Annotated in this window: 14 protein-coding genes and 1 riboswitch; of the genes, 9 read left to right on the top strand and 5 right to left on the bottom strand. The window is 66.7% G+C overall.

Annotated features, from left to right (window positions below; all coding sequences use genetic code 11):
• Positions 1-10: 10 nt before the first annotated feature.
• From QTH91_RS08310 to QTH91_RS08295, 4 genes are read right to left on the bottom strand one after another with little or no spacing between them, the layout of a single operon-like run.
• Positions 11-787, bottom strand: coding sequence for an ABC transporter permease (locus QTH91_RS08310; protein WP_286659513.1), 777 nt, complete (start codon positions 785-787; stop codon positions 11-13).
• Positions 784-1,530 (bottom strand): ABC transporter ATP-binding protein, encoded by a 747-nt coding sequence (locus QTH91_RS08305; protein WP_286659512.1) that lies wholly within the window; start codon positions 1,528-1,530, stop codon positions 784-786. Before QTH91_RS08305 ends, QTH91_RS08310 begins: the two co-directional genes overlap by 4 nt.
• A 13-nt stretch (positions 1,531-1,543) precedes the next feature.
• Complete coding sequence (locus QTH91_RS08300) at positions 1,544-3,010, bottom strand: acyl-CoA reductase (protein ID WP_286659511.1); 1,467 nt, start codon at positions 3,008-3,010, stop codon at positions 1,544-1,546.
• Entirely contained in the window at positions 3,007-4,083 is a 1,077-nt protein-coding gene (locus QTH91_RS08295) for a LuxE/PaaK family acyltransferase (protein WP_286659510.1), read from the bottom strand. Before QTH91_RS08295 ends, QTH91_RS08300 begins: the two co-directional genes overlap by 4 nt.
• A 69-nt stretch (positions 4,084-4,152) precedes the next feature.
• Positions 4,153-4,247: riboswitch (TPP riboswitch) on the bottom strand.
• A gap of 141 nt (positions 4,248-4,388) precedes the next feature.
• Between QTH91_RS08295 and QTH91_RS08290 the strand changes: the two genes are divergently transcribed.
• Both QTH91_RS08290 and QTH91_RS08285 read left to right on the top strand, forming a co-directional pair.
• Positions 4,389-4,607: a hypothetical protein gene (locus QTH91_RS08290; RefSeq protein WP_286659509.1), complete on the top strand. Its 219-nt coding sequence runs from the start codon at positions 4,389-4,391 to the stop codon at positions 4,605-4,607.
• A gap of 12 nt (positions 4,608-4,619) precedes the next feature.
• Positions 4,620-5,282 carry a dihydrofolate reductase family protein gene (locus tag QTH91_RS08285; RefSeq protein ID WP_286659508.1) on the top strand — a complete coding sequence of 221 codons (663 nt, stop codon included), beginning with the start codon at positions 4,620-4,622 and terminating at the stop codon, positions 5,280-5,282.
• Positions 5,283-5,298: 16 nt separating this feature from the next.
• Here the strand turns inward: QTH91_RS08285 and QTH91_RS08280 are convergent, their stop codons facing one another.
• Positions 5,299-5,823 carry a PA2169 family four-helix-bundle protein gene (locus QTH91_RS08280; protein ID WP_286659507.1) on the bottom strand — a complete coding sequence of 175 codons (525 nt, stop codon included), beginning with the start codon at positions 5,821-5,823 and terminating at the stop codon, positions 5,299-5,301.
• 275 nt (positions 5,824-6,098) lie between these two features.
• Between QTH91_RS08280 and QTH91_RS08275 the strand changes: the two genes are divergently transcribed.
• The 7 genes from QTH91_RS08275 (at position 6,099) to paoC (ending at position 12,885) form a co-directional block, all read left to right on the top strand.
• Positions 6,099-6,308: a hypothetical protein gene (locus tag QTH91_RS08275; RefSeq protein ID WP_286659506.1), complete on the top strand. Its 210-nt coding sequence runs from the start codon at positions 6,099-6,101 to the stop codon at positions 6,306-6,308.
• Between the two features lie 117 nt (positions 6,309-6,425).
• Positions 6,426-7,721, top strand: a complete 1,296-nt coding sequence (locus tag QTH91_RS08270; RefSeq protein WP_286659662.1) for a PQQ-dependent sugar dehydrogenase — start codon at positions 6,426-6,428, stop codon at positions 7,719-7,721.
• Positions 7,722-7,728: 7 nt separating this feature from the next.
• Positions 7,729-8,793 carry a DNA topoisomerase IB gene (locus QTH91_RS08265; protein ID WP_286659505.1) on the top strand — a complete coding sequence of 355 codons (1,065 nt, stop codon included), beginning with the start codon at positions 7,729-7,731 and terminating at the stop codon, positions 8,791-8,793.
• 27 nt (positions 8,794-8,820) lie between these two features.
• Positions 8,821-9,060 (top strand): hypothetical protein, encoded by a 240-nt coding sequence (locus tag QTH91_RS08260; protein WP_286659504.1) that lies wholly within the window; start codon positions 8,821-8,823, stop codon positions 9,058-9,060.
• A complete protein-coding gene (gene paoA, locus QTH91_RS08255; protein ID WP_286659503.1) occupies positions 9,057-9,722 on the top strand; it encodes an aldehyde dehydrogenase iron-sulfur subunit PaoA in 666 nt (221 codons plus the stop codon). Before QTH91_RS08260 ends, paoA begins: the two co-directional genes overlap by 4 nt.
• Positions 9,719-10,675: an FAD binding domain-containing protein gene (locus tag QTH91_RS08250; protein ID WP_286659502.1), complete on the top strand. Its 957-nt coding sequence runs from the start codon at positions 9,719-9,721 to the stop codon at positions 10,673-10,675. Before paoA ends, QTH91_RS08250 begins: the two co-directional genes overlap by 4 nt.
• On the top strand, positions 10,672-12,885 hold the full coding sequence (paoC, locus tag QTH91_RS08245; RefSeq protein WP_286659501.1) for an aldehyde oxidoreductase molybdenum-binding subunit PaoC: 2,214 nt from the start codon (positions 10,672-10,674) through the stop codon (positions 12,883-12,885). The genes QTH91_RS08250 and paoC overlap by 4 nt, the downstream gene beginning before the upstream one ends.
• Positions 12,886-12,890: the final 5 nt, after the last annotated feature.

The following is a 12,890-nucleotide window of genomic DNA, read 5'->3' as shown; positions in this document are numbered from 1 at the left end:
GTCGATGTCCTCAGGGTTGGTGAAACTCGTCCGTATAGGGGCGCAGCAGCAGCCGCTCCAGCGCCAGCGTGGCTTGATAGAGCGTCAGGCCCAGCACGGCAATGACGAACAGCACCGCGAACATCAACGCGGTGTCCATCATGGATTGCGTGGCGATGATGAGCGCGCCCAGCCCTCGGCTGCCGCCGATGAACTCGCCCACCACCGCACCGACAAGGGCCAGCACCACGGCCACGCGCAAACCCGCCAGGATGCCCGGCAGGCCCGCAGGCAGCTTGAGCCTGAGCAGCGTCTGCAGCCGTGTTGCGCCCAACATGCGGAACAGCTCCAGCCGTTGCGCGTCGACCTGCCGTACTGCGGTCAGCGTGCTCTCCATCAGCGGAAAGAAGCAGATCAGCGCGGTGATGACCACGGTCGACGTCATGCCGAACCCGAACCACACGATGAACAGCGGCGCCAGCGCGAGCTTGGGAACGACCTGGCTCACCACCAAGTACGGCTTGACCACGCGATCGAGCCAGGGCGACTCGGCCAGCAGCAGTCCGGCCACGAAGCCAAGCGCGCATCCGGCTGCGAGGCCCAGCATCAGCTCGGTCGCCGTGACGACGATGTGCGGCCACAGGTAGCCGGAAACGAGGCCGGACCACAGGCTTCGGGCCACGCTCGAAGGTGCCGGCAATACCAACGCCGACAGGCCCCAATGGCGCGAAGCCCATTCCCAGCCGCCCAGCAGCATGGCGAGAAGACACAAGGCGGCCAGCGAGCCGGAACGTGCCGAGGCCTTCATGCCGCGACCTCGTCCATCGCGCCCAGCACCTGTGCGCAGTAGCGGTTGAATTCGGCGCCGTATCGCAAGGCCTGGGTGCGCTGCGCGCCCAGGTCGACCGACAGGTCCTGCACGATGCGCCCCTCGCGCATCTGCGCCACCCTGTCGCCGAGGTAGACCGCTTCGGCGATGTCGTGCGTGACGAACATGACCGTGGTGCGCCGAGCCCGGCACATGCGCAGCAGGTCGTCCTGCAACTCGCCCCGCGTGATGGCATCGAGCGCCGCGAAAGGCTCGTCGAGCAGCAGCAGCGCCGGCTCGAGCATCAAGGCGCGGGCCAGGGCCACGCGGCTTTGCTGCCCGCCAGACAAGTGCCTTGGATAGCGCTGGGCATGGCCTTGCAGGCCCAGTTGACCCAGCAGCATCTGCGCGCGTTCGATGTCCTGTGCGCCCGCCCGACGCTGCAGGGTCACGGGCAGCAGCACGTTGTCGATCACGCGCTGCCATTCGAGCAGGTTGGGCTGCTGGAACACGAAGCCCAGTTGCGGCCCGGGGGCCTTCACCTCCCTGCCCCGCAGGAGAATCCGCCCCGATTGCGGACGCAGCAGCCCCGCCGCCAGCTTGAGCAAGGTGGTCTTGCCGCATCCGCTGCGGCCCACCAGGCAATGCACTTCGCCCTCGCCCACGCGCCAGCTCACGCCCCGAACCACGGTGTCGAAGCCCGGATAGGTGAAGCTGACGCCATCGATGTCGAGAAAACTCATGGGTTGGGCGACTTCAATCGGCATAAGGCGCGAAGTCGTCGGCCGAGTGTTCTGCCGACGCCTCGATCTCCGTCATGCGCATCAGGTCCAAAAGGCTGAAGCGGCCGTCGTGGTGCCAGCCGGCCTGCGGCGTGGTCATCGAACCGATGGCGCTGATGCGCGTCACGCCCACGGCGCCCAGTTGCTCGGCCAGGCGGAACAGTTCGGCCGGCGCGGCGGCGACACCGGCGGTCTGCAGGAATCGCGCATGCGGTGCCAGTTGCGGCATCACCTCATCGAAGTGCTCCACCGCGATCACCTGCACATGCCGTTGCAAGGCGGTGGGTGCAAGCGGCTGCATGCGCTCGAAGTGGGCCACGCCCCAATCGGCGGCGCCATCGGCGATCAGGCTGACCGAATCGCCCGCCTCGCCCATGGCCTGCCATTCGACGGCCTGCCGCCAGCGAGCCATGGCGGCCGAGTCTTCGAGCAAGAGCGTGCGTCGCGGATAGCGGCAATGCAGGTTGGCCAGTTCGGCAGCAAGGTAGTCGGCAAACTGCCGCGGCGATACCGCGCCGCCGCGCTCCACGTAGAACACATGCGGCGAATAGCAGCCCTGCTGGTCGTAGCGCGCCACGTCCCACGCCGCGAGGCGCGCCTGGCGTGGGCCATGCAGTGCGTCGAGTGCCGACGCGGCCACCAGGCCCACGCCCAGCTTGTGCCCGTGCGGCAGAAAGCGCGTGCTGGCCGGCAGGCGCCGGCGCAGGGCATCGAGCGCCTCGTTGCCGCCATAAGCCATCACGGTGTCGGCCTTGGCGAAGAGCGTCGAAGCGGCCTCGTCGCCTGCGCCCCGCCACCAGACGACGGCCAGGCATTCCGCCCAGGGCGGATGTACCTCGGCGAGCAATTGCGCGAACCAACCCGCAAAGAGCGGCTCCGCGCTCGGCACCTTGCCGACGCTGCCCGCCTTGGCCAGGAGCCCGCAGACGAGGCTCCACAAGGGCAACGCCGGCACATTGCCGGCCCATGAATGCACCAGCAGATCGGGCCCGAAGGCGCGAACCGCGCCGCCCTTGGGTGTGGGCTGGAACTCGTCGAGCACCTTGGGATTGGCGAAGTCCTCGGCGACGAAGCGCTTGAGCTGCGGCGCGCGGAATGTCTTCAGGTAGCCCGTAAGCCCTTTGCGGATCATGTCAGCATCGAAGCCGCTGACGATGGGCAGCAGCCGCTCGGCCTGGATGCGGAAGGGATCGTCGCGATCGAGCAGCCGCGCGACGGCGCGATCGATCACCGCAATGATGTCGGACACAGTCATCGTCTTCAGGTGACGTGCGCTGGCCTGGCGGACGCGCTCGGCCAAGGCCTGCATCTGCGCCGCATCGAGCGTCGGCACGTCGACTTCGAGCCGGTCGCCGCCAGCCTCGAACGCAAGCCGCTCCCAGCGCACATCGGCATCGAGCAAGCCGGGAAGATGCCCCGCCCGCGCATGAAGCAGCGTCATGCCGCGCTCGCCTGCAGGAACTCTTCCACCGCGAGCGAGCAGCCCTTGGCCTGCGTGCCTTGCGCACGGCCCAGCAGGAGAAAGCCACCCTCGACCTCGACGCCCACGTCTTCCGTGAGGATGGTGGTGACCGAATTGAAGTTCGCCAGGTCGCAGTGAGCCAGGATGCCCCGCTCTCCGCGGGCGACCTCGCGCCCGCTCACGGGCTCGACCAGGCGCGATCGGATCCAGTGCGGGCCCGACTTGACGGAGGGCAGCACGGCATTGCCGTCGTCATAGAACTGCGTGCTCAGCTCCGTCATGCCGTACATGTTGATGCAGTGCTCGCGGCCGATGCCGAGCAGGCGGCTCATCTGCGCGTAGAACGCGTCGAGCGGAAGATCGCGCGACTGGCCCTTGTAGCCGCCCGTGTCGAGGATGCGGCTGCCGGCGGGCAATCGGAACGCGCGGCCTTGTGCCTCGAGCGCGTCGAACAGATGCACGAAGCCATAGCTCGCACCCAGCAGCGCGCAGGGCTGGCCTGTTTGCTCGGCCGCATCGAGCATGGCGCACAAGCCCTCCACGTCGATGCCCTGCTGGCCCATGAAATACCGGCTGTCGGGCGTGCCGAACTGCCGCATCGCCAGCGCAAGGTAGTGCGCGAGCGACGAGTTGGGCATCGCGATCTCGGTCGGGAACAGGATGCCCATCGGCAGCCGATCGGCGCCGCGCATGAAGCGCGCGGCGAAGTTGCGCGTCATCGACGCGTCGTACACCGACAGCGTCGGATGAAAGTGGCGACCACGCATTTCCGCACGCGTGGTGCCGCTGGTCATGAAGACGCGTTCGTCAGGCGTTGGCGGCGCGCAACGAAGTTCGAGCGCCTTGAACGCGTCGATCGGCACGGCCGGAATGTCGCGCCACGAACGCACGTTGCGTAACGTTATGCCGCGTCGTTGGCAGAAGGTCCGGAAAGGGGCATTGTTCGAATGCTGGTCGGCAAACAGCTTGAGTGCCAGGGCATCGAACTCATCGTCGCTGCAAACGTCCTTCGCCATGAAGGCGAGGATGTCGTCGACCGGGGCTGTGTACATTGCGCTTTCCTTCGGAGCCAGGCATATGGAATGCTCCGAAGGCCACCCGACACGCGGCATGGCGCCGCGACATCGGGTGATAGCTCTTCTTCCGCCGGTACGAACCGGTTCAAGTTCACGGGTGTAGATCTCAGCACGTCATACGTGCACCCCGGAGCGGGCGTGATGTTACTCTGAAGTTGGACAACACTGTCGAACTTCGTCCTTCGACGAGTCGCAACATCTCGCATCCCGCTCGCTTTCGAGGGTTTGCCAACTAGTACGTTTTAGCTACGATCACTTTCACTATTTGGAGATTGGCGGACATGAATATCTATCCCACGCGATCGCAAGCCGAAGGTGTAGCCCGCGCGTTCAGCAAGAGCGCCTCATGCACAGTCGTTCTGTACAGGACGCCTGACGACAAGTTCGTGACCGCCCGGCCATCCGAAGAAGTCAAGGGCCAGATCGACACCGTTTACCGCGATGGGTATGTGGTGCCCACGCTGCTCGCATCGCCCAACACGACTCGCGGCACGCTCTGACCGCACGACGCCATGTCACGCGTTCGTGTTGAAAGCTTCACCATCTCGCTCGACGGCTATGGCGCCGGGCCGGATCAGGATCTTGAGCATCCCCTGGGCGTCGGAGGAACCGACCTTCATCAATGGCTGCTGCCCACGCGCACCTTTCAGAAGTCGCTTTTCGGCAGGGATGGCGGCACGACCGGCATCGACGACGAATTCGCGGCGCGAGGGTTTCGCAACGTCGGCGCATGGATCCTGGGCCGCAACATGTTCGGCCCGATCCGTGGGCCTTGGCCCGATCTGGACTGGAAGGGCTGGTGGGGCGACAGCCCGCCCTACCACGTGCCCGTGTTCGTGCTGACCCACCATGCGCGGCCATCCATCGAGATGGACGGCGGCACGACTTTCCACTTCGTCACGGGTGGCATTCACGAAGCGCTGGAGCGCGCAAAAAAAGCCGCCGACGGCAGGGATGTGCGCATCGGCGGCGGCGCTGCCACCATCCAGCAATATCTGCGCGAAGGCCTCATCGATGAGCTGCACATTGCCGTTTCACCGGTGGTGCTCGGCGATGGAGAGCGGCTCTTCGAAGGCGTCGACCTTCGCACCCTGGGCTACGAATGCATCGAAACCAGGGCCACGGAAAAGGCGACGCACATGGTGCTGCGTCGCCGTGATGCTCCTCAAGCCTGAAGCCTGAAGGCGCGCATCAGTTGGCCGCGCGCGCGGCGTTGCGCAGGTCGCGAATCTGGTCGTGGTTGCGTTGCGCGCCTTCGGCCTGTTGCTGAATGACTGCGCGAACGTCGGCTGGCAGCTCTTGCTTCAGCGCCTTGCGGTAGCGCGCAACCGCGGCATCTTCACCGCGCTCGCACTCTTCCAGCATCGACAGAGCGCTGTCGGCGCCCACCGCCCCCTTCACGTGCACCCAGCCGCGGTGCATCGCACCCTGCGCCGTGCCACCGTCGGCAGGCTCGCCACCGTAGGCGCTCACCAGGCGTACCAACTCTTCGCCGGCGCTCTTGCAAGCAGCGGCCCGCGATCTGAACAGTTGCTCGACCTGCGGATTGCCTTCGACTTCCTCGGCGCACGTCGCGAAGCCGTATTCGCCGTCGCGGCAGTTTTCAAGCAGGTCGTTCAAGACCTTCACCACCTCGTCGTTGGAAACGACGTCGGTGGCGGCAGCAAAGCCCGCGGTTGTCGAGGCGGCTACGGGTTGTCGTTGGTCCATGTTCATTGAGTGCTCCTATTGAAAGTGGTCCTTGCTGCGCAACAAGTCGTTGCCAGCTGGTGAGTGCAGGTTAGGGCTTGCCGTGTGCGGCCGGCGTCGGCTCGCGCACGTTCATCGCGTAGGCGGCGAGCACCCGCCCTCCTACATGGCTGCGAACATCAACGGCGCCATCAAGACGCCTACACGGCTGGCCTACAGCCGTTGTTGCCGACGGATGACAGCGATGCGTCCACGTTGAATCGCCTAATGGCGCGAAGTCAACTGTCACTGCCGCCATCACCATGAACAGACAAACCTCGCCGCGCGGGTCGGTCGATCCGCTCGACAACGACACACAGCCCGAGCTGCAAAAGCGAGGTGCTCACCAACCTCGCGCGCGTCGGCCCGAACCGAACGCGCCGGTGCACAACTATGAAGAAGGCGCATCGATCGGCCGCTCCGCCGATTCGAAGGCTGGCGGCGCTGCTGGCCAGTTGACGCCCAAGGACTGACACCCAACCCACACCATGAATCCATCGATGCCTGCAATCCAGCACCAGCGCGAGTCGCTCCATTCGCCTGCGCCTCGCCGCGCCACAGGAACGCGCCCAAGGCTTCTGGCCTTGTCGATGGCGGTGTTGCTGACCGGCACCCTCGCGGGTTGCATGGAAAGCGCACGGCTGCCGCTGGAAGCCGGCATCGGCACGACCCCGGACCTGCCGCCGCCCGACAAGAGCATGATTCCCACCGTCAACGTGGCCAAGGCCGTCGGGTGGGATCGCAACAAGCCCAAGACCGCTGGGGGCCTGCAGGTGCAGGCGTTCGCGGAAGGGCTCGATCACCCGCGCTGGCTGCTCGTGCTTCCCAATGGCGATGTGCTCGTTGCCGAATCCAATGCCCCCGCCAAGAAAGAGAGCGGCGGCATTCGCGCATGGGTGATGGGCGTGGTGATGAAGCGCGCCGGTGCCCGAACGCCCAGCGCGGATCGCATCACGCTGCTGCGCGATGCCGATGGCGACGGCCGGGCCGAGCTCAAGACGCCCTTCATCCAGGGGCTGACTTCTCCATTCGGCATGGCCTTGGTGGGCACCGAGCTGTTCGTCGCCAACACCGATGCCGTGATGCGATTTCCGTACTCCGAAGGTCAGACCAGCATCGACGTACCCGGCCAGCGGCTTGCCGAACTGCCCGCAGGCGATATCAACCATCACTGGACCAAGTCGCTCATCGCGAGCGCCGACGGCACCAAGCTTTACGCGACGGTGGGCTCCAACAGCAACGTGGCTGAAAACGGCCTGGAAGCCGAGCAAGGCCGTGCCGCGATCTGGGAGATCGACCTGCCGTCCGGCGAAAAGCGCCTCTTCGCCACTGGCTTGCGCAATCCGAACGGCATGGCTTGGGAGCCGCGCGGCGGCGTGCTGTGGACGGTGGTGAACGAACGCGACGAGATCGGCAGCGACCTGGTGCCCGACTACCTCACCTCTGTGCGCAGAGACGGCTTCTACGGCTGGCCCTACAGCTACTACGGCACCCATGTGGACGAGCGCGTCAAGCCGCCGCGCCCCGACCTCGTGGCCAAGGCGCGCGTGCCCGACTACGCGCTGGGCGCCCACACTGCTTCGCTTGGTCTCGCGTGGTCCGACGGCATGAAGGGATGGCCCATGCAGTTCGGCACGGGCATGTTCATCGGCCAGCACGGCTCCTGGAACCGACGCCCGGCGAGTGGCTACAAGGTGATCTTCGTGCCATTCGAGACCGGTCAGCCCAAAGGCCTGCCGATCGACGTGCTCACCGGCTTCCTGAACGACGACGGGGAAGCCCAGGGGCGGCCGGTTGGCGTCGCGCTGGATGGCAAGGGCGCCCTGCTCGTGGCCGACGACGTCGGCAATGCGGTGTGGCGCGTGAGTGCCGGATCCGCCCAGTGAGTCCACCATGAGCGGAATGCCCCCGCCCCTGCCCCAAGGCAAGACGCTTCGCGAAACCTTGCGCCGGGTGAGCGACGACGAGCCGGGCTTGCGCCGCGCGCGTCGCGGTCGCCGCTTCGTCTATCTCGATCCACGCGGACGCACGATCCGCAGCGAATCGGTGCTTGCGCGCATCCGCGCCCTGGCGATCCCGCCCGCCTATGCGGACGTTTGGGTCTGTGCCAGCGCTGACGGTCACATCCAGGCCACCGGCCGCGATGCTCGCGGACGCAAGCAATACCGCTATCACCCGCTGTGGCAGGCCGAACGCAGCCGACACAAGTTCGATGCGCTGATCGAGTTCGGCCACCTGCTGCCGCGACTGCGCCGCAAGGTCCAGCACATTCTGTGCACGGGCGAAGAACCCACGCGCGAGCGCGTGACTGCCGCGCTGGTGCGGCTGATCGACAGCACGGGCATGCGCATCGGCAACATCGCCTACGCCCGCGACAACGGCAGCTACGGCGTGAGCACCCTGCGTTGCTCGCATGCGCGCATCACCGATTCGTCGATCCATTTCGACTTCGTCGGCAAGAGCGGCGTGCGCCATGTGCTCGAAGTCAAAGACGCCTGCCTGGCGCGCCTGGTGCGCCGGTGCGCGGCGCTGCCGGGCCACGCGCTGTTCCAGTACCTGTGCGAACCGGAGGGCCGGCGGCGGCGCATCAATGCCAACGACATCAACGATTGGCTCTGCACCCAGGCCGGCGGGCCGGACATCACCGCCAAGGTGTTCCGCACCTGGCGGGCGAGCGTGCTCGCGCTCGAGCTGCTGCTGGACAACAAGGGCCCTGCGCGGCGCGACGTCGTGCGCGCCGTGGCGGCGCAAATGGGCAACACGCCCGCCGTCTGCCGCAAGTCGTACATCGCGCCCGCCGTCATGGCTTTGATCGAAGCCCGTGTGGACAAGGCCGAACTGCAGGCCGAGCCCTGGGCGGCCCAACCGCCGCAGTGCCGCGGCTTGCGCCTGGCCGAACGACAACTGTTGGGCTTGCTCGAGTGCAAGGCCGGCAATTCGAAATCCGCCGCGCATTGATGCGGCGCCATCACAAGGAAAAGCGCCATGCCCACGGAACTGCTCCCACCCAACCCGCTGCCGCCCATGCCGGGCTCGGATGATCCCGGTATCGAGCTGCCGGATCCAAGCACGCCGCCTTTGCCGGAACCCGAACCGCCGGACATCGAAGACCCGACTCCGACGCCACCACCCATGCGCGAGCCGCCCGGTACCGCACCGCCGCCGGCTCAAGTGAGCGCGATGTATTCCGTTGCCGGCAAGCCCACCCCAAAGGAGGCCCGATGAACTGTCCATTTCCACCGATGCCGCTTTCGCGCCGCGATCTGCTCATTGCAGGCGGCGCCTCGGCTGCCGCGGCCGCATCCTGGGGCGCAACCGATGCCACCGCCAAGGCCCCTTCGGCCGACACGCCGGTGTCGCCGCCTTCCAGTGCCGTCAAGCTCAACGTGAACGGCCAGGCGCACACCCTGACGCTGGACAACCGCACCACGTTGCTCGATGCGCTGCGCGAGCATCTTCATCTGACCGGCACCAAGAAGGGTTGCGACCATGGCCAATGCGGCGCCTGCACCGTGTTGGTGGACAACCGACGCATCAATGCCTGCCTGACGCTGGCCGTCATGCACGACGGGGCCGAGGTGAAGACCATCGAAGGCTTGGGAACGCCCGATCGCCTGCATCCGATGCAGGCCGCCTTCGTCAAGCACGACGGGTTCCAGTGCGGCTATTGCACGCCCGGCCAGGTCTGTTCGGCCGTCGGCGTGCTCGACGAGATGCGCAAGGGCATCCCAAGCCACGTCACGGCCGATCTGAACACCCAGCCGTTGATGAGTCTGGACGAACTGCGCGAACGCATGAGCGGCAACATCTGCCGCTGCGGCGCCTACTCCAACATCGAAGATGCCATCGCCGAAGTCGGCGGCATCGGGCGCGGGGAACGATCATGAAAGCCTTCACGTACGAACGGGTGAAGACACCCCAGGCGGCCGCCGCCGCGGTGATGCGCCAACCAGACGCCAAGTTCATTGCCGGCGGCACCAACCTGCTGGACCTGATGAAGCTGCAGATTGAAGAGCCCACGCATCTCGTCGACGTCAACGGACTCGGGCTCGATCGCGTGGAGCCGAACGGCGATGGCGGCCTGCGCATCGGCGCTTTGGTGCGCAACACCGATCTGGCCGCCGACCCGACCGTCCGGCGCGACTACGGCGTGCTGTCTCGCGCGCTGCTGGCGGGTGCTTCGGGCCAGTTGCGCAACAAGGCGACCACGGCAGGCAACCTGCTGCAGCGCACGCGTTGCCCTTACTTCTACGACACCAACATGCCGTGCAACAAGCGCAAGCCGGGAAGCGGCTGCGCAGCCATTGGCGGCGTTTCGCGCCAGTTGGCGGTGATCGGCGGCAGCGAAGCGTGCATTGCCACGCATCCGAGCGACATGGCGGTGGCGATGCGGGTGCTCGATGCCACGGTCGAGACCGTCAAGGCCGACGGCTCGCGAAGGCAGATCCCGATTGCCGACTTCTACCGACTGCCGCAACAGACGCCGCACATCGAAACCGCCATCGAGCAAGGTGAGCTCATCACCGCGGTGACGCTGCCGCGCCCCATTGGCGGAAAGCACATCTACCGGAAGGTGCGCGACCGCGCCTCGTACGCATTCGCCCTGGTGTCGGTGGCGGCGGTGGTACAGCCCGACGGCAGCGGCCGGGTGGCACTCGGCGGCGTGGCACCACAGCCTTGGCGCGTCGAGGCGGCCGAGGCCGAACTGGCGCGCGGCAGCAAGCCCGCCGCGCAGGCCCTGTTCGCCGGCGCCAAGCCGACGCACGACAACGCCTTCAAACTGACCCTGGCCGAACGCACGATTGCAGCCGCATGGGCGCAAGCCAAGGAGCGCACATGAAATTCGACCAACCGGCGCAAGCCAATCCGATCGACCGCATGCAGGTTGTCGGTCGCCCCATCGACCGCATCGACGGACCCCGCAAGGTGAGCGGCACGGCGCCCTATGCCTTCGAAAGGCATGACATCGCGGCGGACCCCGCCTACGGCTGGGTGATCGGCGCGGGCATTGCCCGTGGCCGCATCGCTTCGATGGACATCAGCGCGGCGCGCGCCGCCCCGGGCGTGCTGGCCATCGTCACCGCCGACAACGCAGGCGCGCTGGACAAGGGAAAGCGCAACACCGCCAAGCTGCTCGGCGGGCCGCAGATCGACCACTATCACCAGGCCATCGCCGTGGTCGTGGCCCAGACCTTCGAACAGGCGCGTGCGGCCGCGCAACTGGTGCAGGTGCGCTATGCGCCCGGCGGCGGCGACTTCGACCTGGAGCGCCAGCGCGACCAGGCCAAGGTGCCCAAGGACGACGGCATGGGTAGCCCCGGCGCCACGCAGGTGGGCAACTTTGACGCGGCCTTCGAGCAGGCCGCCGTGAAGGTCGACGCCAACTATTCCACGCCCGACCAATCTCACTCGATGATGGAGCCGCATGCCACGCTGGCCATGTGGAAAGGCGACCAGCTGACGGTGTGGACGTCCAACCAGATGATCGACTGGGGCGCCGAAGACCTGGCGAAGACGCTGGGCCTTCGCAAGGAACAGGTGCGCGTGGTGTCACCCTTCATCGGCGGCGGCTTTGGCGGCAAGCTCTTCCTGCGCGCCGATGTGCTGATGGCCGCCCTCGGCGCACGCGCGTCGGGCCGGCCGGTCAAGGTGGCCTTGCAGCGCCCGCTCATCCCCAACAACACCACGCACCGGCCAGCCACCATCCAGCGCGTGCGCATCGGCGCAAAGCGCGACGGCACCATTACGGCGATCGCCCACGACAGCTGGTCGGGCGACCAGCCCGGCGGCGGCCCTGAAACGGCCGTCAACCAGACCCGCCTGCTGTACGCCGGAGAGAACCGGCACACCGCCTTGCACCTGGCCGAACTGCACCTGCCCGAAGGCAACGCGATGCGTGCCCCTGGCGAAGCACCCGGCATGATGGCGCTGGAAATCGCGATGGACGAACTGGCCGAAAAGCTGGGCATCGATCCCATCGAAGTGCGCCGCATCAACGACACGCAGGTGGACCCTGAAAAGCCTTCGCGGCGGTTCTCGCAGCGCCAGTTGGTGGAATGCATGCGCCTGGGCGCCGAACGCTTCGGCTGGCAAGGTCGAAGCCCGGTGCCGGGAATCCGCCGCGAAGGCCGTTGGCTGATCGGCATGGGGATGGCCGCGGCATTCCGCAACAGCCTGACCATGAAGTCGGCGGCGCGCGTGAAGCTGGAGAAGAGCGGCCGCGTCGTGGTCGAGACCGACATGACCGACATCGGCACCGGCAGCTACACGATCCTGGCGCAAACGGCGGCCGAAATGATGGCCGTCGGTGTCGATCAGGTTTCCGTGCGCCTGGGGGATTCGTCCCTGCCCGTTTCCTGCGGATCGGGCGGCCAATGGGGTGCCAACAACTCGACGGCGGGCGTGTACGCGGCCTGCGTGGCGCTGCGCCGCGCGGTGGCCGGCAAGCTCGGCCTGAACGCCGAAGACGCTGTCTTCGCACAAGGCAAGGTCGGCAACCCCGGCGGAACCATGGTCGCGCTGACGCAGGCGACGAGCGACGGCGAACTGGTGGGCGAAGACGCCATCGAATACGGCGATCTGGCCAAGACCTTCCAGCAGTCCACCTTCGGTGCGCACTTTGTCGAAGTCGGCGTGGACATGCACACGGCAGAGATCCGCGTTCGGCGCATGCTCGCCGTGTGCGCCGCAGGCCGCATCCTCAACCCGAAGACGGCGCGCAGCCAGGTCATCGGTGCGATGACGATGGGCGTAGGCGCGGCGCTGATGGAGGAACTTGCCGTCGACAAGCGCTACGGCTTCTTCGTCAATCACGACCTGGCCGGCTACGAAGTGCCGGTGCATGCGGACATCCCGCACCAGGACGTGATCTTTCTGGACGAGACTGACCCGACCTCCTCGCCCATGAAAGCCAAAGGCGTGGGCGAGCTGGGCATCTGCGGCGTCGGAGCCGCGGTAGCCAACGCCGTCTACAACGCCACCGGTGTGCGCGTGCGCGACTATCCCGTCACGCTCGACAAGCTGCTGACCCGGATGCCCGACGCGGCCTGAGCTTT

The organism is Variovorax dokdonensis, assembly GCF_030316895.1.
Lineage (GTDB): Bacteria > Pseudomonadota > Gammaproteobacteria > Burkholderiales > Burkholderiaceae_C > Variovorax > Variovorax dokdonensis.
The sequence above is the reverse complement of the archived record's forward strand: the minus strand, read 5'-3'. Positions and strand labels throughout refer to the sequence as shown.

Coding starts and splice junctions, on each gene's coding strand:
- QTH91_RS08310 (WP_286659513.1), bottom strand. CDS start 787: ATGAAGGCCTCGGCACGTTCCGGCTCGCTGGCCGCCTTGTGTCTTCTC.
- QTH91_RS08305 (WP_286659512.1), bottom strand. CDS start 1,530: ATGAGTTTTCTCGACATCGATGGCGTCAGCTTCACCTATCCGGGCTTC.
- QTH91_RS08300 (WP_286659511.1), bottom strand. CDS start 3,010: ATGACGCTGCTTCATGCGCGGGCGGGGCATCTTCCCGGCTTGCTCGAT.
- QTH91_RS08295 (WP_286659510.1), bottom strand. CDS start 4,083: ATGTACACAGCCCCGGTCGACGACATCCTCGCCTTCATGGCGAAGGAC.
- QTH91_RS08290 (WP_286659509.1), top strand. CDS start 4,389: ATGAATATCTATCCCACGCGATCGCAAGCCGAAGGTGTAGCCCGCGCG.
- QTH91_RS08285 (WP_286659508.1), top strand. CDS start 4,620: ATGTCACGCGTTCGTGTTGAAAGCTTCACCATCTCGCTCGACGGCTAT.
- QTH91_RS08280 (WP_286659507.1), bottom strand. CDS start 5,823: ATGAACATGGACCAACGACAACCCGTAGCCGCCTCGACAACCGCGGGC.
- QTH91_RS08275 (WP_286659506.1), top strand. CDS start 6,099: ATGAACAGACAAACCTCGCCGCGCGGGTCGGTCGATCCGCTCGACAAC.
- QTH91_RS08270 (WP_286659662.1), top strand. CDS start 6,426: ATGGCGGTGTTGCTGACCGGCACCCTCGCGGGTTGCATGGAAAGCGCA.
- QTH91_RS08265 (WP_286659505.1), top strand. CDS start 7,729: ATGAGCGGAATGCCCCCGCCCCTGCCCCAAGGCAAGACGCTTCGCGAA.
- QTH91_RS08260 (WP_286659504.1), top strand. CDS start 8,821: ATGCCCACGGAACTGCTCCCACCCAACCCGCTGCCGCCCATGCCGGGC.
- paoA (WP_286659503.1), top strand. CDS start 9,057: ATGAACTGTCCATTTCCACCGATGCCGCTTTCGCGCCGCGATCTGCTC.
- QTH91_RS08250 (WP_286659502.1), top strand. CDS start 9,719: ATGAAAGCCTTCACGTACGAACGGGTGAAGACACCCCAGGCGGCCGCC.
- paoC (WP_286659501.1), top strand. CDS start 10,672: ATGAAATTCGACCAACCGGCGCAAGCCAATCCGATCGACCGCATGCAG.